Genomic DNA, 23180 nt, shown 5'->3' on the forward strand with positions numbered 1-23180 from the left:
GACAACCCCATCGGGGGCCGGCCGCCACGATTCGAAAGGAACTATTTCAATGACGGTTTCCACCCTGGAAGCGCCGGAACGCCACGCCGATTCCGCGGCCCTGCCACGTGAGAATAGGGCGTCCAAGCTTCTGATAAATCAGGACTTCACGAAATTTTTGCTCTCCCAGATCGTCGCGCAGTTCGCCTCGAAAAGCCTCGCCGTCGTGCTGCCGCTCATGGCGGTCATCACCTTCGCCGCCACCCCGACGCAGGTCGGCCTGCTGAGCGCCGCGCAGTTCTTCCCCGTCTTCGTCGTCACCCTCTTCGCCGGCGCGTGGCTGGACAGCCGCCCGCGCAGGCCCGCGCTCATCGCCGCCTACATCGGCAACGCGATACTCGCCGCCAGCCTGCCGCTGGCCACCTCGCTCGGCCTCGTGCACATATACGTGCTGTTCTTCGTCGCTTTCGGCATGGGATCGCTGATCGCCTTCTCCGACGTCGCCTACCAGGCCTACATACCGAATCTCGTGCGCAACGACCAGCTCGTCCAGGCGAACAGCCGGCTGGAGATCGCGTTCTCGCTGGCCATGGTGAGCGCCCCCGGCCTGGGCGGACTGCTGATCGGCGCGTTCGGCGGGTCCACCGCCATGGTCGCGGCCGTCGTCGCGTACGTGCTCGCCGCGCTCGGCGTGCTGACGATCCGGGCCCGCGAGAAGCACGTACGGCTCCCGGCACGCGGCGGCGAGGGCACGTTCAAGCGCATCGCCGAGGGCATGAAGTTCACCGCCAAGATGCCCCTGCTGCGGGTGCTGACCCTCCAGGGCGCCTGGTTCAACCTCTTCGAGCAGGCGGTGCTCACCCTCTACCTGCTGTACGGCATCCGCGTGCTCGGCTTCTCGCCCCAGCTCGTCGGTCTGACGATGTCCCTCGGCGCGATCGGCGTGCTGAGCGGCTCGGCCGTGGCCCGGCTCATCGGCGACAAGCTCGGCACGACCCGCGTGCTCATCCTCGGCATGGGCGTGGCGTCGCTCGCCCCGGTCATCATCCCCTTCGCCGCCGGCTCGCAGGCCGTGCTGATCGTCCTCACCACGCTGTCCTTCACCATCTACGGCGTCGGCATGACGGTGTTCAACATCTACGGCATCTCGCTGCGCCAGCGCGCCACCCCCGACGGCATGCTCGCCCGGGTCTCGGCGACCTACCGGTTCCTCGCCTTCGGCGCGATCGGCGTCGGCGGCATCGTCGGCGGCCTGGCGGGCGACTGGCTCGGCCTGCGCCCCGCCATGTTCTTCTGCATCATCGCGCTGGCCGCCGGCTGGCTCGTCTTCGCCAGGTTCCTGCCCAGCGCGCTCAGCCGGTTCGAGGAGTCCGAGCGCGCCGCCGAGGCCGCCCGGAACGAGCCGCAGCCCGTCTGACCCCCGCCGACGACCCTCAGGAGGGTGATGACCCCCGGAAAAGGAAGAGACCCACCAGGAAGAACCCCGACATCCCGGGGATCCGGCGAAGGAGGACGGAAACCGGGAACCGAGCAGGGAAACGCCGCGGGGGCGGAAGGGAGATCCTTCCGCCCCCGCGGCGTTTCCTCGTGTGTCCGGACGGGCTGCGGTCCTGGTGAATCCGGCGGGGCTCCGGTTCCATGAGTTCCGTCCGGCGCCGTTCAGCTCAGCGGGGCGCGCTCGCGCTTCAGCTCGCTGAACACCGGCACCGTGGAGAGCAGGCGCATGGCGTCGATGAGCCGGTCGGCCTCGTCGGCCGCCGGAACGCTCGCGACCACCGGGCCGAAGAAGCCGGGTCCGTCGTCGATCGCGGTCACCGGGCTGCCGCTCTCGGTGCCGACCCGCGACTGCCCGAGGTGGTGGCTCTCGCTGAGCACCGTGTCGTAGGCGTCGTCGTCCGCGGCCCGCAGCAGGTCGGCCGGCAGCCCGGCGTCGCCGAGCGCGCCGGCGAGCGTGTCGGTCGTGAGGTCGTCGTCCAGGACGTGCACGCGGTGCCCGATCGCGGAGTACAGGCGGTCGACGGCCGGCTGGCCGAACCGCTGCTCGGCGGCGGCGAGCACACGCAGCGCCGCGGTCGACTTCTGGTGCGCCTTGTGCAGCCGCTCGGGGATGTCCTTGCCCTCGTTGAGGATGGCGAGGCTCATGAACCGCCAGGTCACCGACTCGCCGCGGCGGGTGGCGACGTCACGCACCCATCGCGAGGTGCGCCAGGTGAAGGGGCAGATGGGGTCGAACCAGAGGGTGATGCTCACGGCTTCACATCCTGTCGTCGGCGTTCCGTCGATGTCGGCGACCACAGCCGCGGCCCGGCTCAGGCGCAGGCTGGCCCGGCGAGGTACCCCGGGCCTCATCGTCCCACCCGTGCGCCCCCCTGTCTTATTCCAGAATGCCGCCCACCTGCGAACTCACGCCGCCCGGCCGGTGGGGACGGGACGGCACGTCCGGCCGGCGGCGGCGCGGCGTCCGTGTGAAGCTCTGTTACGGGAGTGTGTCCCGCAATCCAGAAACATACTGGAGTCCAGAATGATCGGAAGCCTGGAAGGTTAGCTTTCCGTGAGCGGCGGCGCCCCTGCCTTTCGACATAATCCCAGCTCGCAGCGGAATTCTTCCCGAAATCGGTGCGCCGGCGCCAGCGGGTGAATGCTTGCCACACTTCTGGACTCCAGTTTACTTTTGACGTAAGGAATAGGGGTTGAGCCGACGGGAGGGTATCCATGGAAAGGCTCAACGAAAGATCCCGGAAGTCGCCGGCGATCGCGATCACCGGCATCGCGTGCAGGTATCCGGGGGCCGACGGCCCCGAACAGTTCTGGCGGCTGCTGATGGAGCGCACGGACGCCGTCGGCGAGGTCCCCGGCGAGCGTCTTCCCGGCACGGGCGCCGCGACCGCCCGGCACGGCGGGCTTCTCGGCCCGATCGACGGATTCGACGCCGCGTTCTTCGACATGGCGCCCCGGGAGGCGCGGCTGACCGACCCCCAGCTCAGGCTCTTCCTGGAGGTCGCCTGGGAGGCCGTCGAGGACGCCGGCCTGAGCCCCTCGCGGCTCGCGGGCAGCCGCACGGGCGTGTTCGTCGGGCAGGCGACCTCGAACTACTGGGAGTTGCTCTGCCGGCACGCCGATCCTGACATCTACGGACTGGTCGGCAGCGAGTTCCGCGCCTCGCTGCCCGGCCGCGTGTCCTTCCACCTCGACCTGCGCGGCCCGAGCGTCTCGGTGGACACCGCCTGCTCCGCCTCGCTGACCGCCGTCCACCTGGCCTGCCAGAGCATCCGGCTCGGAGAGTCGACCACGGCCCTGGTCGGCGGGGTCAACCTGGCGCTCCTGCCGCACGAGGGAGCGGCGTTCTCCGAGGCGGGCATGCTCGCGCCGGACGGGCGCTGCAAGTTCGGGGACGCCGGTGCCGACGGCTTCGTGCGCTCCGACGGGGTCGGCGTCGTCGTCCTGAGGCCGCTGCAGGCCGCCCTCGCCGACGGCGACCCGGTGTACGCGGTCATCCGCGGCAGCGCGGTGAACAACGACGGGCGCAGCAACGGGCTGCTGATGACGCCGAGCGTCGCCGGCCAGGAGCACATGCTCCGCGAGGCGCTGCGGGCGGCCGAGGTCGATGGGGCCGAGGTCGACTACGTCGAGGCGCACGGCACGGGCACGAAGGTGGGCGACCACGTGGAGCTCACCGCCCTCGGCAACGTCCTCGGCGAGAGGCGGCCCCCCGGCCGTCCCTGCCTGGTGGGGTCGGTGAAGTCGAACATCGGGCACACCGAGGCCGCCGCCGGCATCGCCGGGCTGATCAAGGCGGCGCTCTGCGTCCAGCACCGGCTCGTGCCGCCGACGCTGCACGTGCGCGAGCCCAACCCGACCGTCGCGTCCGCCCGTTCGGCCCTGCGGCTTCCCACCGAACCACGGCCGCTCACCGACCGCGGCCCGGTCGTGGCCGGGGTCAGCTCGTTCGGGATCTCGGGGACGAACGTCCACGTCGTGCTCGAGGAGTACGCGGGCCCGCGGGAGACCGCGTCTCACCAGGGTCTTCCCGCCGGCGGGGAGCACCTGCTCACGCTCTCGGCGCGGTCGGCGGAGGCGCTGCGCGAAGCCGCGGCGGCGGCGGCCGGGTTCCTGTCGCCGGGCGGCGCCGGCCGGCAGTCCGACCTCTCCGACATCTGCCACACGGCGGCGCTTCGCCGCAAGCACCACGAGAACCGGCTGGTCGCCCTCGGCTCCACCCACGACGACCTGGCCGTCGCGCTGCGCGAGTTCGGCCGGGCCGGGGCCTGCGCCGACGTCGTCGGCGACGACGAGGAGCGGGGCGTCCCGGCCCGCGTCGCCTTCGTCTTCCCCGGGCAGGGGTCGCAGTGGCCGGGCATGACCCGCGACCTGCTGTCGTCCTCCGAGGTCTACCGCGAGGCGCTGCGGCGCTGCTCGGAGGCGGTCGAGGCCGAGACCGGCTGGTCGGTGCTGCGGAGGCTGGAGACGGGAGCTCCGCTGACCGACCGCGTCGACGAGATCCAGCCGGCTCTGTGGGCGGTGCAGGTGGCGCTCGCGGCGCTGTGGCGGTCGCTCGGCGTCGAGCCCGACCTGATGATCGGGCACAGCATGGGCGAGGTGGCGGCGGCCTGCGTGGCGGGCGCCCTGGAGCCGGCGGACGCCGCCGCGGTGATCTGCCGTCGCAGCGGGCTGGCCCAGCGCATCGGCGGCAGGGGCGCCATGGTGTCCGTGGGGCTCGGGGAGGCGGCGGCCGAGTCGGCGCTGGACGGCTACGAGGATCGGGTCGCCGTGGGCGCGGTCAATGGTCCGAGCTCGACCGTCCTGTCCGGCGACCCGGCGGCGCTGCGCGAGATCGGGCGCGAGTTCGACCGGCGCGGCGTCTTCCACCGCGCGGTCCCGGTCGTCTTCGCCTCGCACAGCCCGCAGGTGGACGAGCTCAAGGACGATCTCCGCCTGGCCCTGCGCGAGGTGCGGCCCGCCGCCGCGCGGGTCCCGATCTGGTCGACGGTGCTGGACGAGCTCACCGACGGCGCCGGCTTCGACGCCGGCTACTGGGTCAGGAACCTGCGCGACCGCGTGCGGTTCGCGTCCGCGGTCACCCGGGTGGCCGACGCCGCGCCCACGGTGTTCGTGGAGGTCAGCCCGCACGCCGTCCTCACGGGTGCGATGCGCGAGTGCCTGAGCGACCGGGGCCTGCGCGGCACGGTGACGGCTTCCATGCGGCGGGGGGAGGCCGCCTGGCCGTCGTTGCGCCGGGCGCTGGCTTCGGTCCACGTCGCCGGCGGACGGGTCGACTGGCGGCGGCACTACCCGAGCGGTCGGTCGGTGCGGTTGCCGTCGTATCCCTGGCAGCGCGAGCGTTACTGGTTCACCGAGTCCGCCGCCCCGCCCGCGGCCTCCCCCGCCGGGCCCGCCGGGCCCGCCGGCACGCGGGAACGGCGCGAGCTCGTCGCCCGGGCCGGGCTCGTCGCCGAAGCCGGGCTCACCGGCGAGGTCGGGCTGCGGGTCGTCCAGCAGATCGCCCAGGAGCTCCGTCTGCCGGTCGGCAGGCTGAACCTGCGCAGGCCGCTGGGCGCGATGGGGCTCGACTCGCTGATGGCCGCCAAGCTCTGCGGCCGCCTGCGCGACGACCCCGGCGTCGTGGTCTCGCCGAGTCTTCTGCTGGGCGGCCTGCCGCTCGGCGATATCCTCGACCGGGTCTCTTCCGGCGCAGCCCCCGAAGTGTAGACTCAAGTCTAAGCTCACACCTGCGACGGGGGAAGTGTTAACCGTGGCACCTCTGAACCAGACCGCCGGGCGGCGGGAGCGCAACCGCGAGATCATGCGCCGCCGCGTCTACGAGGCGGCGATCTCCCTGTTCGCCGAGAAGGGTTACGCCGCGACGTCCTTCGACGACATCGCGGCGCTGGCCGATGTCGCCCGCGCCACGGTCTTCAACCACTTCAAGCGCAAGGAGGAGTTCCTCAAGGCCTGGGGCGACGAACGTCGCCGGCGGCTGGACACCATCCTCATCCAGGAGAGCGCCCGCGCGACCGACGTGCGAGACCAGCTCGTGCGCTGCATGCGCGTCCTCGGCGAGATCACCACCCAGGAGCGGCCCCTCATGCGGGAGCTTTTGCTGGCGTGGGTGCAGACCGGCGCTCCCGTACGGGAGGAGCCCCACAGCGCCTACATCTTCGCCGAGATCCTCACCGTGGGTAAGGCGCACGGCGAGGTGCGGCCGGAGGTGCACCCGCTGACGGCCGGTTACCTGCTGCGCGACATCTACCTGGGCACCCTGTACCGCTGGGTCGGCACGAGCGAGCAGCCGCCCTTCTCCCTGCAGGACGCCCTCGCCGACGCGCTGCGCATGGCCTTCGTCGGCATGCTCGCGGAGTCGCCGCCCATGGCGAACGTTGGACGCTAGTCTGGACATGGTCCTCAGTACGAACTTAGACTGGAGTTCACGAACAGTCTGAGACCGGGGGCGCCATGAGCCTCAGTGAGCTGATCGAACGGTCGGCGGGAGAGCCGTCGGACGACGTCCGCCAGGTCAGGCACGAAGAGCGCTGCCGCCTGTCGAGCGACCTGCACGACACCCTCGGCCCGGCGCTGGCCGGCATCAGGCTGAGGCTCGACACCGCCGCGGCGCTGCTGGCCCACGAACCGGAGGCCCGCAGGCTGGTCGCGGACGCCGCCGAGGAGACGGTCCGCGCCGTGGCCGAGATGCGCCGGCTCATCGACGATCTCGGGCCCGTCGACCTGCACGCCGGCCTGCCCGGGGCGCTGCGCCGCCTGGCGGCCCGCCTCGGCGACGGCGGCCGGCTCACGATCACGCTCGACGTGCCCGAGGGCCCGCCGCCGCTGCCCCCCGTGGTGGAGTCGGCCGTCTACCGCATCGCCGCCGAGTGCCTGACCAACACCGTCAGGCACGCCGCGGCGAGCCGGGTGACCCTGCGGCTGGCGCACGAGGGCGACGTGGTCGTCCTGCGGGTGACCGACGACGGCGTGGGCCTGCCCGGCGTGCGGCGCCAGGGACGCGGCCTGCCGTCCATGACCAGGCGCGCCCGGGAGGCCGGCGGCCGCCTGGAGGTGCTGTCCCGCCGTGACGGACGGCAGGGAACCGAGGTGCGTGCCGTGCTTCCCGGGAGGGTGAGATGACCATCCACGTGTTTCTCGTCGACGACCACCCGACGTTCCGGGACGGGCTGCGCGTGGCGCTGGAGTCGGCTCCCGGGATGAGGGTCGTCGGCGAGAGCTCAAGCGGTGAGGAGGCGGTCCGGGCGCTCGCCGAGTCGCGTCCGGGCGCCGACGTCGTGCTCATGGACATCAGGCTGCCCGGTTGCTCGGGAATCGAGGCCACCCGCCTGATCACCCGCGGCGCCGGGGCGCCTCGCGTGCTCGTGATCTCCACGGCCGAGGACGACGACGTCGTGGTCGGGGCGCTGCGCGCGGGCGCGAGCGGCTTCATCGACAAGGCGACCTCCCGGGAGGACCTGCTGTGCGGCGTCAGCCTGGTGGCGAAGGGCTGCGCGGTGCTCAGCCCGAACGTCGCGGTGAGGCTGAGCACCTATTTCTCGGCCATACGCGAGGTGCCCGACCGCATGGCGTTCCCCGGCCTCACCGAGCGGGAGCGGGAGATCCTCGACCTGCTCGCCCGCGGCTGGAACAACCAGAGCATCTCCCGGCAGCTCCTGCTGGCGGAGAAGACCATCCGGAATCACATCACGCACATCTTCATGAAACTGGACGTCACCGACAGGACCACGGCGGCGATGCGCGCGAGAAACGCGGGACTGGGCCTGGATCCGGCATAGATTCCGCGCCGATATCCGGTGGCAGGGACACGATCGGGACCGCACTCCCATGAATCCGGGACAACCGGCCGCCTAAATTGACAGATGTCAACGCGCAGGCGACCTGAATCGGATGGGGAAATGACCGTATACGTGGACTCCGCCGACCGGAAGGAAATTCGCGCGGCGGCACAACTCGGTTTCGTGACCGGCGTCACCACGAATCCGTCCCTGATGCGAACCGTGACCGACGATCCGCTCCAGCACGCGAAACAGCTTCTCGCCGACGAGGCCCCCGCCGAGTTCTACTACCAGCCCACCGGGGCCTACGCCGGCCTGCGGGAGGAGGCGGAGTCGGCCTGGTCCCTCGCCCCCGACCGCGTCATCGTGAAGGTGCCGGCCACCACCGCAGGAGCGGCCCTGGCCAAGAGCCTCACCTCGCGCGGCGTCCCGGTCGCGCTGACCGCGGCCCAGACCCCGAACGCGATGATCGTCGCGGAGGCCGTCGGGTGCGTCGCGGTCATCCCCTACGTCGACCGCGCCTGGCGCGACCCCCGGGTCGACAGCGAGCTCGTGGCCGGCCTCGCACGGGTGAGGCGCGGCACCACCCGCATCGTCGCGGCCTCGGTGAAGAACGCCGGCCAGTTCACGAAGGCGTTCACCGACGGGGCCGACGCGGTCACCGCGCCGCTCGACGTCCTCGCGCAGGTGCTGAACCACCCGGCGGCTCTGGAAGCCGAACGGGATTTCGCCGAGCGGTACGCGGGAGGGGCGTGAGATGTACGAGGCCGTATTGTTCGACATGGACGGCGTGATCGTCGACACCGAGCATTCCGTCACCGAATTCTGGCGGCAGCTCGCCGCGTCGGAAGGATTCTCGCTGAGCACCGCCGACCTCGAAAGGCACGTGTACGGAAATCGCGCCGACCACACGCTCCGCGAGCTGTTCCCGCGCATATCCCCCGACCGTTACGGTGAGATCTACGGGCGGCTGAGAAGGAACCAGGAAAGCCTGTTGTACGCCGCCGTTCCCGGGGTCCACACCCTGCTGGAGGGGCTCGGTCAGGCGGTGGTCCCGGTCGCCCTGGTGACCGGCGCGCAGGACTGGAAGGCGGCCGCGGTCCTCGGCCAGCTGGGGCTGACCGAGACCTTCGACACGCAGATCTGCGCGGACGACACGGCGCTGGGGAAGCCGCACCCCGCCTGCTACCTGCTGGCCGCCGAACGCCTGTGCGTCGACATCGAGCGGTGCCTGGTCTTCGAGGACGCGGTGAGCGGCGTGACCTCCGCGGTGGCCGCCGGCGCGGCCTGCGTGGGCCTCGCCCCGCCGCACCGTGCCCGCCAGGTGCTGGACGCCGGGGCCCTGACGGTCGTGCGCGACTTCACGGAGGTCGTCTTCGATCCGCGCGAGCGCACCATGAGCGCCGGCCGCGAGGAGCTTCTCTTCGCGCCGGTTCCGGGCGGCGACCGCCTCCCGGCCTACTGATCGGCAACGAGTCGAAAGGTCCACCGACATGGACCAGTTCTTCGTACCACCGATCGACCGATGGGAGCCCGGGAAGGCGGGCGGCCCCTCGGGCAGGGACGAGGTTCTCTACCGGTCCCACCTCGTCGGATCCGATCCGGCGCTCACCAAGGAGGGCGGGGGCAACTTCTCCGCCAAGGGCGTCACCGTCGACCACCTCGGGCGGCCCGCCAGGGTGCTGTGGATGAGCTCGTGGGGCTGCGACGGCGCGACCACCACACCCGACGACTTCCCCGTCCTGCGCCTGGACGACCTGCTGCCGCTGCGTGACTCCGGGCCGATGAGCGAGATAGACATGATCGGCCATCTGGTCGGCTCCGGCCTGCACGGCGAGCAGCGCCGGCCGGGCATCGAGACCCTCACCCACGCCTTCATCCCGGCCGCGCACGTCGACCACTGCCACCCCGACGCGGTGATCGCGATGACCTCGTTCCCGCGAGGACGCGAGGTGGCCGACGCCGAGTTCGGCGACGAGGCGATCTGGTTCGACTACCGCCAGTTCGACGTCGGCGTCGCCAGGGAGCTGGCGGCCCGCATCGCCGCGAACCCGCGCTGCCGGTTCGTGCTGCTGGCCAACCACGGCCTGTTCACCTGGGCCGACACCAGCAGGGAGTGCTACGAGAACTCGCTGGAGGCCGTCGAGCGCGCCACGCGGGCGGTGAACAAGGCGGTCGTCCGCGCGGCCGACCTGGGCGGCCCGGCCGTCACCCCGCCGCAGGCGGAGACCGCGCACGACCTGCTCGCCGAGATCCTGCCCGCGACCCGCGCCGCCCTGTCGGCCGGGACGCAGGGGCTCGTCCTCCACCTGGACCGCGGCGCCGAGGCCCTGTGGTTCGCCTCCTCGGTCCGCGGCCCCCGGTGGAGCCAGGACGGGCCGAGCTGCCCCGACCACGTGGTCACGGTCGGGTACCGCCCGCTCGTGCTCGACGGCGTGCCCACCGGCGCCGCCGACGTGCTCTCCGCCATCGAGGGCTACCGCGCCTGGTACGACGACTACTACGAGCGGCACGTGCCCGAGTCCGCCCGCGCGCTGGGAAGGCGGAGCAACGCGCCGCACGCGATCGTCCTGCCCGGCCTCGGGGTCGTGTCCTGCGGGACCGACGCCGCCAAGGCCAGGCTGTGCGCCGACCACATCGCCCAGACCATGACCGTGATCCGCGCCGCCGACGCCGCGGGCGGGTACCGGTCGCTCACCGAGGCCCAGGGAGCCCTCGACGAGTACTGGCCGCTGATGCGGCTGAAGCCCCAGCTGCGGCCGCCCGACGGCCCGCTGGCGGGCAAGGTCTTCCTGCTCGCCGGCCGCGACGACACGCGTACCGGCGAGGTGGCCGATCTGCTCGCCGCCGCGGGGGCGCACGTGGCCCTCAGCCCGGAGCGCGCGGGCGACCGGGCCGGACTCGCCGCCGAGGCGGCGGACATCTCCGGGCGGTACGGCGAACGGCGCGCGGTCGCGCTTTCGTCCGCCGCCTCGGACGCGCCCGGCGCCGTGCGCGACGCGGTGCTCGCCTACGGCGGGTTCGACGCCGTGGTCGACATGACCCGCTCCGGCGGCCTCGCCCTCGCCGCGCTGCCCGTCTTCGCGCGCCAGGGCACCCCAGGCTCGGTACTCCTCGCCAACGACGGCTGGCTCGCCGGCCGCCTGGGGCTGGAGGTCGCCGCGCTGGAGACCCGGGGGTCCGGCGCGTCCGTGCAGGCCGTCGCCGCGTCGAGCCCGGGCGCGGTGGCCAGGGTCGCGGCCTTCCACGCCTGCCTGACCGGCTCCGACGGCGTCTACAAGGGCACCGTGCTGCGCCCGAGACGGGCCCGGGCAACCGGCAACGACCATCCCGACATGAAGGTGATCCTCAATGAACGTTGAGAAACTCGCCAGCCTGGACAGATTCGTACCGAAGGGCCAGCACCTGCTGGCCTCCTGCTTCGACGCGCACCACACGATCGGCGGCGGACTGTTCGCCATCAACGGCTCGGTCGAGGAGATCGACCGGGTGTCCAGCACCGGCCTGACCACGGCCGACGGGATGCTCTTCCGATGTCTGTGGAGTGCCGAGGGCAGCCCCGCCGAGCTCGTCGCCTACGACGCGACCGGGGTCCGCCGCTACCACCGGCTCGACGACGTCTCCACGCCGCACGACATCCTCGTCGTGGACGGCCGGGTGCTGGTGGTGGCGACCACGCAGAACGAGGTGCAGTGCGTGGCGCCCGACGGCGAGATCGTGTGGCGGTGGCGCGCCCCCGGCGAGGTGGACAGCTGGCACCTGAACAGCCTGGCCCTCGCCGGCGACCAGGTCGTGGTGTGCGGGTTCGGGCCGTTCCTGCGCCGCAGAGGCTGGGACGAGAGCGGCAAGCCGACCACCGGCCGCGTGGTGAGCCTGGAGACCGGCGAACCGGTGCTCCAAGGCCTGCGCGCCCCGCACAACCCCTGGTACGGCGACGGCCACTGGCTGGTGTGCGACTCCGCGGCGGGCGACCTGGTGGAGATCTCCGACGACACGCGTCAGGAGACCAGGCGGCTCGGCATGCCCGGATGGCCGCGCGGCCTGGCCGTGACCGACGACCACCTGTTCATCGGGGTCAGCCCGCACCGGCACATGGCCACCTCCGTCGAGACCGCCGGGGTGGCCGTGGTCGACCGCGCGGAATGGCGCGTGGTCGGGCTGGTGGAGCTGCCCGCGCGCGAGGTGTACGCGTTGGCCCTCGCCCCCTCCCCGCTGGCCGACGGCGCCCGGCAGGGGTTCGACGCCAACCACACCCGGGCGCACGAGCAGGGCCAGCGGCAGATGTTCGACCGCCTGGGCCACCGGCCGAACCGGCTGTGGGCGCTCGGCGACCCGCTGGCCAGGGAGGACTGCCGGGCCCGTGTCACCGTGGCCGAGCCGGTGGCGGGGGAGGTCGAGGCCGAGAGCCTGCTGACGGTGGAGTGCCTGGTGCGCAACACCGGGGCCGGCCTGCTCACCCCCGCCCCGCCGTACCCGGTGCGGGTGCTGCACCGGTGGTACGACCTGGACGGCCGGGAGGTCGTCACCCAGCCGATCAAGGCGGCCCTGCCGCGGTCGCTGCCGCCGGAGGCGGTCGCCCGGGTGCCCGTGCGGGCGCGTGTCCCCGCCGAGGCCGGTGACTACCGATTACGCGTCACGCTGCTCCAGGACGGCGGCGTGCCGTTCGACGAGCTGGACGAGTCGTGCGCCGCCGACATCGCGGTCACGGTGGTGACCGCCGGGGCGTCCCACGAGGCGCTGCGGGAGTTCGGCCTCTACCCCTCGGAGGTCGGTGCCGCCCGCACAGCCGGCGGCACCGTGCACGACATGGTGCGCGCCATGCTGAACCGGCCGGCCGGCGGGGTGAACGGGTTGGTCGTCGGCCTGATCGAGGACGCCGGCAGGCAGGCGTTCGTCACCGCGCTCGCCGCCGCGCTGCGCTGCTCGGCGTCCTCGCTGGAGCACGTCGTGAACGAGGTCGTGCCCGACGCGGGGGACGTGCTGCTCACCGGCGCCGAAGCCGTCGCGCTGGCCCTGCGGCGCGCCGGCGTCACGGTCGCCTTCACCTACGCGGGCACCTCGGAGCTGGCCCTGTGCGACGCGATGGCCCGGCTCGGGCTGCTGGTGAACGGGCGCGGGGACCGCGAGTCGCTCTTCCAGGCCGGCGGCGCGAGCCGCCTGCGGCCCGGCAACGGGGCGGCCATCCTGCACGGGGCGCGCGGGCTCACCAACGCGCTCGGCGCGCTGGCCGACCTGCGCCGCAACGAGCTGGGGACGGTCGCGCTCGTCGGGCTGCCGTCCACGGGATCGCAGCCGTTCCTGCCGCCGCACGCCGAGCCGGACCTGATCCCGGTCTCCGGCGCCTTCGCCAAGGCCTGGCACGAGCTGGGCGCGGTGCCGGAGGAGCCGGCCGAGCGGCGGGCCGCCGTGGAGGCCCTGGTCACCGCCGTCCAGGAGGCGACGAGGGAGGCGGCGCTGCCGCCGTACGGCCCGGTGCTGGTCGCCGTGCCGCAGGACGTGGCCGAGGCCGCGTGGGTGCCGCTGGACGCGCTGCCGAAGGCCGGCGGCGCACCGGCCGGGCTCGACCGTGACGGCGACGCGCTGGCCGCGGCGGCGTCGTTCCTGGGGCAGGCGCGCAGGCCCGTGATCCTCATCGACGACTACGCGCTGCCGCACGAGGGCGCCCGCGAGGCGCTCGCCGCGTTCTCCGCCAGGGCCGGCGCCCCGGTGCTCCAGGTGAAGTACCGGCGCGGCCCCATGCTGTTCGAGCGGCTCGACAGGAGCGACGTCCCCGCGTTCCTCGGCTGGTACGACCCGGCGAACCCCGAGCACCGCGCGGTGCTGGAGGCCGCCGACCTCCTGGTCACCGTGGAGGACCGGAACATGTACCCGCGCGTGGTCGGCCCGCTGCCCGGCTGCCCGAAGATCGCGCTGACGTCCAACCCGGGCGCGACGGAGAAGAACGGCTACCTGACCACCGGGGACGTCCTGGTGGGCGGCGACGTGGTGGCGGCCCTGCGCGAGCTGACGGACGCGGCACGCCCCCGCCCCGGCTCCTCGGTCCCCTGGTACGCCGGCGTCGCGTCCGGTGAGAAGACCCCGGGACCGCGGGTGCCCGAGGAGGCCGCCGCGCTGCGCAACGGCATCGCCCGCCGCGTCGGCGAGGTGGCGGGCCGGCTGAACCGGCGGGTCGTACTGGTCGACGACAGCCAGATGTTCGGCGGCATGCTCGCCGAGGAGTACGACGAGTTCCCGCCCGGGCTGCGGGTGGCCGGCGGCCACGGCGGCTTCGTCGGCAGCGGCATCACCCTGGCCACCGGCCTGGCCCTCGGCGAGCCCTCGGTGAAGGTGCTCTGCTCCCTGGGCGACCAGGGCTTCACCAACAGCATGCAGGGCCTGGTCGCGGCCGTGCAGGAGTCGGCGCCCGTCACCTTCCTGGTCTGCAACAACGGCGGCAGCGTGTCGCTGCGCAAGCAGTCGGGCCCGTCCGGCTGGCTGGACGGCGGCCACCACCGCTACCTCGACAACGCCGCGGGCATGGACTACGTCCAGATCGCCGAGGCGCTGGGCGTGCGCAGCCGGCGGGTCGACCTGAGCGGCTGGCTCGACCGCGACCACGCCGCGATGCGGCTGGAGATGTTCGCCCGCACCCTGGACGCCATGGTGGACGGCTCCGGGCCCACGCTGATCGAGCTCGTGCTGCCCGCCGACCCCGAGTTCTGGACCGGGGTCTGGATCAACCAGGGCTTCGAGAAGCCGTTCGAGGCGCGCGAGCCGGCGAAGGCGGGTGGGCACGATGCGTGAGGTGCCGTTCCGCCAGGTGCCCCTGGCCCCCTACGAGCAGGTGCTCGGCGAGCGGCGGACCGCGCGGCTGAGGGTCGAGCTCGGCCGCACCGGCCGGCTGCTCGGCGACGGCGCCGTCTGGAACGTCAACTCGACCGCGGCGGGCGGCGGCGTCGCTGAGCTGCTGCACACGCTCGGGCCGCTGGCCCGCGCCGCCGGCCTGAACACGCGGTGGCTGGTGGTCGACGGAGACCCGGAGTTCTACACCGTCGCCAAGCGCCTGGTGTCCATGCTGTACGGCATCGCCGGCGACGGCGGCGCCCTGGGCGCCGAGGAACGGCGGCACTACCGGCGCGCGATGGACTCCAACGCCGAGGCGCTCGCCGAGTACGTCCGCCCGGGCGACGTCGTCATCGTGCACGAGGCGCAGCCGGCCGGGCTCATCGAGGCCGCCCGGGCCCTGGGGGCGAGCGTGGTGTGGCGCAGCCACATCGGAAGCGACACCCCCAACCGGTTCACCCGGGAGGGCGGCGCGTTCGTGAGCCCGTACGTCGCGCAGGCGGACGCCACGGTGTTCTCCACCCCGGCGCACGTGACCGGGTGGGCGCCGCGGCCGCAGATCATCGCGCCGTCGATCGACCCCTGCGGGCCGAAGAACATGGCGCTCAGCGCCGGGCAGGTCGCCGCCGTCCTGGGTGCCACCGGCATCCTGGCCGGCGGCCACCGGCCGCTGACGGTGCCCGTCCCGATCGGCCCCGACGTCGAGGTGCGACGGCCCGCCCAGGTGCTCAGGGACGGCCCCCCGCCGCCCGCCGACGTGCCGATGGTGGTCCAGGTGTCCCGCTGGGACCGGCTCAAGGACATGGGCGGCGTCATGCGCGCGTTCGTCGACTCGGGCGTGGACGGCTACCTCACCCTCGCCGGCGCCGACCTTTCGGGCGTGACCGACGACCCCGAGGCCGCGGAGGTGTACGAGCGATGCCGCCGGGCCTGGGAGGACCTCCCGCCCGAGCACCGCCGCCGCTGCCAGCTGGTGTGCCTGCCCATGGCCGACCTGCGCGAGAACGCCGTCGTCGTCAACGCGCTGCAGCGGCACGCGTCCGTCGTCGTGCAGAAGAGCCTGGCCGAGGGGTTCGGGCTCACCGCCACCGAGGCGATGTGGAAGGCGCGCCCCCTGCTCGCCGCCGCGGCCGGCGGCCTGCGCGACCAGGTGCGCGACGGTGAGACCGGCCTCCTGCTGGGGGACCCGGCGGACCTCGCGGCCGCCGCCACCGGCATCCGGATGCTGTCCACCGACCGCGCCCTGGCCGGACGGCTGGGCGCGGCGGCCCGGCGTCGGGTTCACGACCAGTACCTGCCCGACCGGCAGCTGCTCGACTGGGCGCGGCTCATCGAGAGCCTCGCGGGGGTGAGGGCGGCATGACCCGCACACTGGGACGAGACGGGCCGCGGGTCTTCGACGTCGGCCTGGGCTGCATGGGGATGTCGCAGTTCTACGGCGCCTGGGACGACGCCGAGTCGATCCGGACGATCCACCGCGCCCTCGACCTCGGGGTCCACCTCCTGGACACCGCCGACATGTACGGGCCGTACACCAACGAGGAGCTGATCGGCCGGGCGGTCAGGGGCCGTCGCGACCAGGTGCTGATCGCGACCAAGTTCGGCAACGTCAAGGGGCCGGACGGGCGGGTCATCGGCGTCGACGGCAGCCCTACGTACGTGCGGAGGTCCTGCGAGGGGTCGCTGCGCCGGCTGGGCGTCGAGACCATCGACGTCTACTGCCAGCACCGCGTGGACCGCTCGGTGCCCGTCGAGGAGACCTGGACGGCCATGGCCGAGCTGGTGCGGCAGGGCAAGGTGCGGTACCTGGCGATCTCCGAGGCCGCGCCCGACACCGTGAGGCGCGCCCACGCCGTCCACCCCGTGTGCGCCGTGCAGACCGAATACTCGCTGGTCAGCCGGGATCCCGAGGAGAAGCTGCTGCCGTTGCTGCGCTCCCTCGGCATCGGGTTCATCGCCTACGCCCCGCTCGGCCGGGGGCTGCTGACCGGCCGGATCGCCGCACCCGGCGACCTGGGCGGGGACGACTTCCGCCGCACGCTGCCCCGATTCCAGCCGGTCAACCTGCGGCGCAACGCCGAGCTGGCGGAACGGGTGGCCGGGCTCGCCGCGTCGTTCGGGGCCACCCCCACGCAGCTCGCGCTGGCCTGGGTGCTGGCGCAGGGCGACGACGTCGTGCCGATCCCCGGCACCAAGAGCCTGGCCCGGCTGGAGGAGAACCTCGCGGCCCGCCGCCTGGAGCTGACGCCGTCGGACCTGGCGGCACTGGAGGAGCTGGCGCCGCCGGGATGCGCCGCCGGAGACCGCTACCCCGACATGTCCGGGGTCGACGTATAGGTGAGGCGGACATGAAACATGACGAGTGGTGGCGAGAGGCCGTCCTCTACCAGATCTACCCGCGAAGCTTCGCCGACTCCGACGGCGACGGCGTCGGCGACCTGCCCGGAGTCATCGACCGGCTCGGCTACCTCGCCGAGCTGGGCGTCGACGCCGTCTGGCTGTCGCCGTTCTACCCCTCCCCGCTGGCCGACTTCGGGTACGACGTCAGCGACTTCCAGGCGGTGGACCCGTCGTACGGAACGCTGGAGGACTTCGACGAGCTGCTGCGCCGGGCGCACGAGCACGGCATACGCGTGGTGGTCGACCTGATCATGAACCACACCTCGGTCGAGCACCCCTGGTTCGCCGAGTCCCGGTCCAGCCGCACCAGCCCGAAGCGCGACTGGTACATCTGGGCCGACTCCCGCCCCGACGGCGGCCCGCCCAACAACTGGCTCAGCGCCTTCGAGAAGTGCGGCCCGGCCTGGACGTTCGACGAGCCGACCGGCCAGTGCTACCTGCACAGCTTCACCCCGGGCCAACCCGATCTGAACTGGCGCAACCCCGAGGTCCGCGCCGCGATGCGGGAGGTGTGGCGCTTCTGGCTCGACCGCGGCGTCGACGGCTTCCGCGTGGACGTGGCGCACCGCCTGATGAAGGACGCCGAGCTGCGCGACAACATCGCCGAGCTGGCGCACGCCAGGCGGCACGTGTCGCACCCCCTGGGGCGCCAGCGCCACCTCGACCTGCCCGAGACGTTCGACGTCCTGCGCGACCTGCGGCGCACCCTCGACTCCTACGAGGGCACGTTCGCCCTCGGCGAGGTGCCGATCAGCGACGACAGGCGCCTGGCCGAGTACTTCGGCGGCGACGGCATGCACACGGCCTTCCACATCGCGTTCTGGGAGCAGCCGTGGCGCGCGGCGGCGTTCCGCGAGACCGTCGACCGGCTGGCCGCGTACGCGCGCCCGGGCGCGCTGCCCACGTACGCGCTGGCCACGCACGACATCTCCCGCACCGTCACCCGGTACGGCGGCGGCGGGCGCCCGAGGGTGGCCGCGGCGATGATGACGACCCTGCGCGGCATCCCCTGCGTCTACTACGGCGAGGAGATCGGCATGGCCGACGCCCCGCCCCCGCTCGACGGGCTGCTCGACGTCGACGGCAGGGACGGCACCCGCGTCCCCATGCAGTGGGACGAGACCGGGGCCGGCTTCTCACGCGCGGCGCCCTGGCTGCCGTTCGCGAGCGACCAGCACGACGTCAACGTCGTCAAGCAGCTGGACGACCCCGACTCACTGCTCAGCCTGTACCGGCGCCTGATCGCCTTCCGGCGCGACTCACCGGCTTTGCGCCGGGGGGAGTACCGGTCGCTGGACTGCGGCGGCGACGTCTTCGCCTACCTGCGGTCGGTCCCCGGCGAACGCCTGCTCGTCGCGCTGAACTTCGCGCCGCACCGCACCGAGGTCGCGCTGCCCGAGCTGCCGCCGCACGGCCGGCTGGAGCTGTCCACCGGCACGGGGGAGGCGGGCTCCCCGGTGGACCCGCGCTCGCTGTCCCTCGCGCCCGACGAGGGCGTGATCGTGCGGATCGGGGGCACGCCATGACGGCGCCGCGGAACTGGGCGGGCAACATCGCCTTCGGGTGCGCGCGCATGGAGACGCCGTCGTCCGTCGCCGAGCTCCAGCGCCTGGTGGCGCGCGAGAGGCGGGTCCGCGCGATCGGCACCCGGCACTCGTTCAACGACCTCGCCGACACGCCCGGGGTGCTGGTGTCCCTGGCCGGTCTGCCGCCGGAGACCGAGGTGGACTCGGCCGCGCGCACCGTCCGCGTCGCGGCGGGCATGCGGTACGCCGAGCTGGCCCCCCGCCTCGACCGGGAGGGGTACGCCCTGCCCAACCTGGGCTCGCTTCCGCACATCTCGGTCGCCGGCGCCTGCGCCACGGCCACCCACGGGTCGGGCGTGCGCAACGGGTGTCTGGCCACGGCGGTGTCCGGGCTGGAGATGGTCACCGCGGACGGTGACCTCGTCACCGTGGACCGCCGCACCGGGCACTTCGACGGGATGGTCGTCGGGCTCGGCGCGCTCGGCGTCGTCACCGCCCTGACCCTCGACCTGGTGCCGGCCTTCGAGACGCGGCAGCGTGTCTACGAGGGGCTGCCGCTGGAGGCGCTGGACGAGCACTTCGCCGAGCTGACCGCCGCCGCCTACAGCGTGTGCCTGTTCACCGACTGGCGGGCGCCGCGGTTCACCCAGGTGTGGATCAACGAGCGCACCGACGAGGCGGAGACCACGGTGGTGAAGGAGCCCTGGTTCACCGCCGAGCCGGCGACGGTCGAGCTGCACCCGGTGTCCGGCTTCTCCGCGGCCTCCTGCACCCCGCAGCTCGGCCTCCCCGGCCGCTGGTTCGAACGGCTGCCGCACTTCCGGCCCGACTTCGAGCCCAGCAGCGCCGGGGACGAGCTGCACTCCGAATACATGGTGCCCGCCGGGGAAGCGGTGAACGCGCTGCGCTCGCTCGACCGGATCCGCGCGCTGATCCAGCCGGTGCTGCAGATCTGCGAGGTGCGCACCGTCGCCGCCGACGAGCTCTGGATGAGCCCCTTCTACCGGGAGGACTCGGTGAGCATCCACTTCACCTGGATCGCGGACACCGAGGCCGTGCTCCCGGTCGTCCGGCTGGTGGAGGAGCGGCTGGAGCCGTCCCGGGCCACGCCGCACTGGGCCAAGGTGTTCACCACCCCTCCGGAAACCCTGCGGTCGCGTTACCCGCGCTCGCCGGACTTCGCCCGGCTCGTACGCGAGTACGACCCCGCCGGCACGTTCGGCAACGCGTTCGTGGACCGCTATCTGAGTTAGGAGAGACCCGTGTCGGTGATCAAGAACATGGGGGTCCCGGACAGCGGGCTGTCCGCCGCCGCGCTGGTCCGGCTGCGCGTCGCGGTCACGCTGTTCTTCGCGCTCGGCGGCTTCCTGTTCGCCGGGTGGGCCGTCCGCATCCCGGCCCTGAAACAGCAGGTCGACGCGTCGCCCGGGTCGCTGGGGCTGGCGCTGCTGTGCCTGACCGGCTCGGCCGTGCTCACCATGGCCGTGACCGGGCGGCTCTGTGAACGGTTCGGCAGCCGCCAGGTGACGATCGTCGCGGCCGTCCTGCTCTCGGTCGCCGTCGTGCCCCCGACACTCACCGACTCCGCTCTCGCGCTCGGCCTGACGCTGATCGCCTTCGGCGTCGCGTTCGGCGGCATCGACGTCGCGGTCAACAGCCTCGCCGTCGACCTGATCGCCGTGCTGCGGCGCCCGGTCATGCCGAGCTTCCACGCCGCCAACAGCTTCGGCAGCCTCGCCGGCGCCGCCCTCGGCGGGCTGCTCGCGGCGCAGCTCTCACCCGCCCAGCACATGCTCCTGATGGTGCCCGCCGGCCTGGCCGCCAGCGCGGTCGGCGCGCGGATGCTGCTGGCGTACCCGCTGCCGGGCGCGGGGGCGGCGACGGAGCGGGCCCCCGGGTCGGCGCCCCGGCGCGGCCTGTGGGGCACCGTGCTGTTCTTCGGGCTCATCGGCCTGTGCGCCGCCTACTGCCAGGGCGCGCTCGACAACTGGGTCCCGCTGCACATCAAGGAGGACCTGGGCAGCGGCGAGACCCTGGCCGCCACCGGGTACGCGCTCGTCCAGCTCACCATGGGCCTGATGCGGCTGTCCGGCATCGCCCTGGTGGAACGGCTGGGCGCCACGCGCGTGACGGTCTTCGGCGGCGTGATCGCCTGCGCGGGCGGGCTGACGGCCGCGCTGGCGCCGTCCGTACCGCTGGTGTTCGCCGGCCTGGTCGCCACCGGGGTCGGCCTGGCCAACATCTTCCCCATCGCGATGGCGCAGGCCGGGGCCGCCGGCGGGCCGGGCGGGATCGCCCTGGCGGCGACCCTCGGCTACTGCGGCATCCTGGCCGCGCCCCCGTCCATCGGCCTGCTGGCCGACGTCGTCGGTCTGCCGTCCGCGCTGACCCTGATCCCGCTGTCGGCGGCCGTGGCCGCCGCGATCGCCTACGCGATCAGGCCGCGAGCGGAGCGACTTCCCCTGCGTACGTGACCGGAGCCCTCATGCCGACATCCACATCGCTCTCCCAGATCGAGATCCTTCAGGCCGAGTCCATCCAGATCATCCGTGAGATCGCGGCCGAGTTCGAGCGGCCGGTCCTGCTGTTCTCCGGCGGCAAGGACAGCGTGGTCCTGCTGCGGCTGGCGGAGAAGGCGTTCCAACCGGCCCCGCCGCCGTTCCCGGTGATGCACGTGGACACCGGGCACAACTTCCCCGAAGTGATCGACTTTCGCGACCGCCGCATGGCGGCGAGCGGCCTTGAGCTGATCGTCGCCTCGGTGCAGGAGTCGATCGACACGGGCCGGGTGGCGCAGGACACCGGCCGGTGGGCGTCCCGCAACCGGCTGCAGACCACCACGCTGCTGGACGCCATCGACGCGCACCGGTTCGACGCGGCCTTCGGCGGCGCGCGGCGCGATGAGGAGAAGGCCCGCGCCAAGGAGCGCGTGGTGTCCTTCCGCGACGACTTCGGCCAGTGGGATCCGAAGAACCAGCGGCCGGAGCTGTGGAACCTGTACAACACCCGGATCCACGAGGGCGAGCACGTGCGGGTGTTCCCCCTGTCGAACTGGACGGAGGTCGACATCTGGCAGTACGTCCTGCGGGAGGGGCTGGAGCTGCCCTCCATCTACTTCGCGCACCGCCGCAGGGTGTTCGAGCGGGCGGGGATGCTGCTGGACGACAACCCGCACACCCGCCGCGAGGACCACGAGCCGGCCTTCGAGACGACGGTCCGCTACCGCACCGTCGGAGACGCCTCGTGCACCGGCGCCGTCGAGTCCGCCGCCGCCACTCTGGACGAGGTCATCGAGGAGATCAAGGCCACCCGGGTCACCGAACGCGGCCAGACCCGGGCCGACGACCGCACCAGCGAGGCCGCGATGGAGGACCGTAAGAAAGAGGGGTACTTCTAGCCATGACCTCCCCGGACATCCTGCGTCTCGCGACCGCCGGCTCGGTCGACGACGGCAAGTCCACGCTGATCGGCCGCCTGCTGTACGACTCCAAATCGATCTTCGAGGACCAGCTCGAAGCCATCGAGCGGGCCAGCGCCGACCGAGGAGAACAGCAGACCAACCTGGCGCTGCTCACCGACGGGCTGCGCGCCGAGCGCGAACAGGGCATCACCATCGACGTGGCCTACCGCTACTTCGCCACGCCCCGCCGCGCGTTCATCATCGCCGACACCCCGGGCCACATCCAGTACACCCGCAACATGGTGACCGGCGCCTCCACCGCCGCCCTGGCCGTCATCCTCGTCGACGCGCGCAAGGGCGTCGTCGAGCAGTCGCGCCGCCACGCCTTCCTCGCCACCCTGCTCCGCGTGCCCCACCTGGTCGTAGCGGTCAACAAGATGGATTTGGTGGGCTACGACCGGGCCGCCTACGAACGCGTCCGCGACGAGTTCACCGCCTTCGCCGCCAAGCTCGACATCACCGCCCCGACGTTCATCCCCATCTCCGCCCTGCACGGCGACAACGTGGTGGAACGCACCCCCACCATGCCCTGGTACGAGGGCCCGTCCCTCCTCCACCACCTGGAACACGTCCCCCTGACCTCCGACCACAACCTCACCGACCCCCGCCTCCCCGTACAGCACGTGATCCGCCCCGACCGGTCGCACGACTACCTCGGCTACGCGGGCCAGGTCGCGGGCGGCACGCTCAGGCCCGGCGACGAGGTGATCCACCTCCCGTCCGGTCGAACCACCACGATCACCCACATCGACGGCCCGGACGGCCCGGTGCGCGAGGCGTTCCCCCCGATGTCCGTCGTCCTCCGCCTCGCCGCCGACCTCGACGTCTCCCGAGGCGACATGATCGCCCACCCCGCCGACCGCCCCGGCACCACGCGGGACCTCACCGCCACGATCTGCTGGATGACCGCCGACCGCCCCCTGTCCCCGGGCACGAAGCTGCTGATCAAACACACCACCCGCACCGCCACGGCCGTCGTCGAGCACCTGCGCCACCGCGTGGACGTCACCACCCTGCACCGCGACGAACACCCGGAGACCCTGCACCTCAACGAGATCGGCGGCGTCACCCTCCGAACAAGCCGCCCCCTGTTCGTGGACCCCTACACCCGCAACCGCATGACCGGCGGCTTCATCCTCGTAGACGAGACCACCAACGCCACGGTCGCCGCCGGCATGATCACCGATCCCACCCCCTGAGACCCGCGTGATCGGCCGT

General features: G+C 72.8%; 17 protein-coding genes. 16 read left to right on the forward strand and 1 reads right to left on the reverse strand.

Annotated elements, in window-relative coordinates:
- Positions 1 to 157: 157 nt before the first annotated feature.
- The gene (locus tag PYR91_RS13970) at positions 158 to 1396 is read left to right on the forward strand and encodes an MFS transporter (RefSeq protein WP_279780163.1); all 1239 of its coding nucleotides are present in this window, start codon (positions 158 to 160) and stop codon (positions 1394 to 1396) included.
- Between the two features lie 242 nt (positions 1397 to 1638).
- Here the strand turns inward: PYR91_RS13970 and PYR91_RS13975 are convergent, their stop codons facing one another.
- On the reverse strand, positions 1639 to 2229 hold the full coding sequence (locus PYR91_RS13975; protein WP_279780164.1) for a DsbA family protein: 591 nt from the start codon (positions 2227 to 2229) through the stop codon (positions 1639 to 1641).
- A 462-nt stretch (positions 2230 to 2691) separates the two neighbouring features.
- Here PYR91_RS13975 and PYR91_RS13980 point away from each other — a divergent pair, with 462 nt between their 5' ends.
- From PYR91_RS13980 to PYR91_RS14050, 15 genes are all read left to right on the forward strand, one after another.
- A complete protein-coding gene (locus tag PYR91_RS13980; RefSeq protein ID WP_279780166.1) occupies positions 2692 to 5685 on the forward strand; it encodes an acyltransferase domain-containing protein in 2994 nt (997 codons plus the stop codon).
- Positions 5686 to 5728: 43 nt separating this feature from the next.
- Entirely contained in the window at positions 5729 to 6364 is a 636-nt protein-coding gene (locus PYR91_RS13985; RefSeq protein ID WP_279780168.1) for a TetR/AcrR family transcriptional regulator, read from the forward strand.
- Positions 6365 to 6429: 65 nt separating this feature from the next.
- Positions 6430 to 7098 (forward strand): histidine kinase, encoded by a 669-nt coding sequence (locus PYR91_RS13990; RefSeq protein WP_279780170.1) that lies wholly within the window; start codon positions 6430 to 6432, stop codon positions 7096 to 7098.
- Positions 7095 to 7754 carry a response regulator transcription factor gene (locus PYR91_RS13995; RefSeq protein WP_279780172.1) on the forward strand — a complete coding sequence of 220 codons (660 nt, stop codon included), beginning with the start codon at positions 7095 to 7097 and terminating at the stop codon, positions 7752 to 7754. The genes PYR91_RS13990 and PYR91_RS13995 overlap by 4 nt, the downstream gene beginning before the upstream one ends.
- Before the next feature lie 120 nt (positions 7755 to 7874).
- On the forward strand, positions 7875 to 8510 hold the full coding sequence (locus PYR91_RS14000) for a transaldolase family protein (RefSeq protein ID WP_279780173.1): 636 nt from the start codon (positions 7875 to 7877) through the stop codon (positions 8508 to 8510).
- A 1-nt stretch (position 8511) separates the two neighbouring features.
- A complete protein-coding gene (locus tag PYR91_RS14005) occupies positions 8512 to 9219 on the forward strand; it encodes an HAD family phosphatase (protein WP_279780174.1) in 708 nt (235 codons plus the stop codon).
- 28 nt (positions 9220 to 9247) lie between these two features.
- Positions 9248 to 11116: a class II aldolase/adducin family protein gene (locus PYR91_RS14010; protein ID WP_279780175.1), complete on the forward strand. Its 1869-nt coding sequence runs from the start codon at positions 9248 to 9250 to the stop codon at positions 11114 to 11116.
- A complete protein-coding gene (locus tag PYR91_RS14015; RefSeq protein ID WP_279780176.1) occupies positions 11106 to 14537 on the forward strand; it encodes a DUF4915 domain-containing protein in 3432 nt (1143 codons plus the stop codon). Before PYR91_RS14010 ends, PYR91_RS14015 begins: the two co-directional genes overlap by 11 nt.
- Positions 14530 to 15939 carry a glycosyltransferase gene (locus tag PYR91_RS14020; RefSeq protein WP_279780178.1) on the forward strand — a complete coding sequence of 470 codons (1410 nt, stop codon included), beginning with the start codon at positions 14530 to 14532 and terminating at the stop codon, positions 15937 to 15939. The genes PYR91_RS14015 and PYR91_RS14020 overlap by 8 nt, the downstream gene beginning before the upstream one ends.
- Positions 15936 to 16913 carry an aldo/keto reductase gene (locus PYR91_RS14025; protein WP_279780180.1) on the forward strand — a complete coding sequence of 326 codons (978 nt, stop codon included), beginning with the start codon at positions 15936 to 15938 and terminating at the stop codon, positions 16911 to 16913. Before PYR91_RS14020 ends, PYR91_RS14025 begins: the two co-directional genes overlap by 4 nt.
- A gap of 11 nt (positions 16914 to 16924) precedes the next feature.
- On the forward strand, positions 16925 to 18502 hold the full coding sequence (locus tag PYR91_RS14030) for an alpha-amylase family glycosyl hydrolase (protein WP_279780182.1): 1578 nt from the start codon (positions 16925 to 16927) through the stop codon (positions 18500 to 18502).
- Positions 18499 to 19755 (forward strand): FAD-binding protein, encoded by a 1257-nt coding sequence (locus PYR91_RS14035; protein ID WP_279780184.1) that lies wholly within the window; start codon positions 18499 to 18501, stop codon positions 19753 to 19755. Before PYR91_RS14030 ends, PYR91_RS14035 begins: the two co-directional genes overlap by 4 nt.
- A gap of 9 nt (positions 19756 to 19764) precedes the next feature.
- Positions 19765 to 20976, forward strand: a complete 1212-nt coding sequence (locus PYR91_RS14040) for an MFS transporter (RefSeq protein ID WP_279780185.1) — start codon at positions 19765 to 19767, stop codon at positions 20974 to 20976.
- Positions 20977 to 20987: 11 nt separating this feature from the next.
- Positions 20988 to 21899 carry a sulfate adenylyltransferase subunit CysD gene (cysD, locus tag PYR91_RS14045; protein ID WP_279780186.1) on the forward strand — a complete coding sequence of 304 codons (912 nt, stop codon included), beginning with the start codon at positions 20988 to 20990 and terminating at the stop codon, positions 21897 to 21899.
- Positions 21900 to 21901: 2 nt separating this feature from the next.
- The gene (locus PYR91_RS14050; protein ID WP_279780187.1) at positions 21902 to 23161 is read left to right on the forward strand and encodes a GTP-binding protein; all 1260 of its coding nucleotides are present in this window, start codon (positions 21902 to 21904) and stop codon (positions 23159 to 23161) included.
- The last annotated feature ends 19 nt before the right edge of the window (positions 23162 to 23180 follow it).

The sequence above is a fragment of the Sphaerisporangium sp. TRM90804 genome, from assembly GCF_029846175.1.
Lineage (GTDB): Bacteria > Actinomycetota > Actinomycetes > Streptosporangiales > Streptosporangiaceae > Sphaerisporangium.

Excerpts from the sequence above, each read along its gene's own strand:
- PYR91_RS13980 (WP_279780166.1), top strand. The coding sequence starts at position 2,692 with ATGGAAAGGCTCAACGAAAGATCCCGGAAGTCGCCGGCGATCGCGATC.
- PYR91_RS13990 (WP_279780170.1), top strand. The coding sequence starts at position 6,430 with ATGAGCCTCAGTGAGCTGATCGAACGGTCGGCGGGAGAGCCGTCGGAC.
- PYR91_RS13995 (WP_279780172.1), top strand. The coding sequence starts at position 7,095 with ATGACCATCCACGTGTTTCTCGTCGACGACCACCCGACGTTCCGGGAC.
- PYR91_RS14000 (WP_279780173.1), top strand. The coding sequence starts at position 7,875 with ATGACCGTATACGTGGACTCCGCCGACCGGAAGGAAATTCGCGCGGCG.
- PYR91_RS14005 (WP_279780174.1), top strand. The coding sequence starts at position 8,512 with ATGTACGAGGCCGTATTGTTCGACATGGACGGCGTGATCGTCGACACC.
- PYR91_RS14010 (WP_279780175.1), top strand. The coding sequence starts at position 9,248 with ATGGACCAGTTCTTCGTACCACCGATCGACCGATGGGAGCCCGGGAAG.
- PYR91_RS14015 (WP_279780176.1), top strand. The coding sequence starts at position 11,106 with ATGAACGTTGAGAAACTCGCCAGCCTGGACAGATTCGTACCGAAGGGC.
- PYR91_RS14020 (WP_279780178.1), top strand. The coding sequence starts at position 14,530 with ATGCGTGAGGTGCCGTTCCGCCAGGTGCCCCTGGCCCCCTACGAGCAG.
- PYR91_RS14025 (WP_279780180.1), top strand. The coding sequence starts at position 15,936 with ATGACCCGCACACTGGGACGAGACGGGCCGCGGGTCTTCGACGTCGGC.
- PYR91_RS14030 (WP_279780182.1), top strand. The coding sequence starts at position 16,925 with ATGAAACATGACGAGTGGTGGCGAGAGGCCGTCCTCTACCAGATCTAC.
- PYR91_RS14035 (WP_279780184.1), top strand. The coding sequence starts at position 18,499 with ATGACGGCGCCGCGGAACTGGGCGGGCAACATCGCCTTCGGGTGCGCG.
- cysD (WP_279780186.1), top strand. The coding sequence starts at position 20,988 with ATGCCGACATCCACATCGCTCTCCCAGATCGAGATCCTTCAGGCCGAG.
- PYR91_RS14050 (WP_279780187.1), top strand. The coding sequence starts at position 21,902 with ATGACCTCCCCGGACATCCTGCGTCTCGCGACCGCCGGCTCGGTCGAC.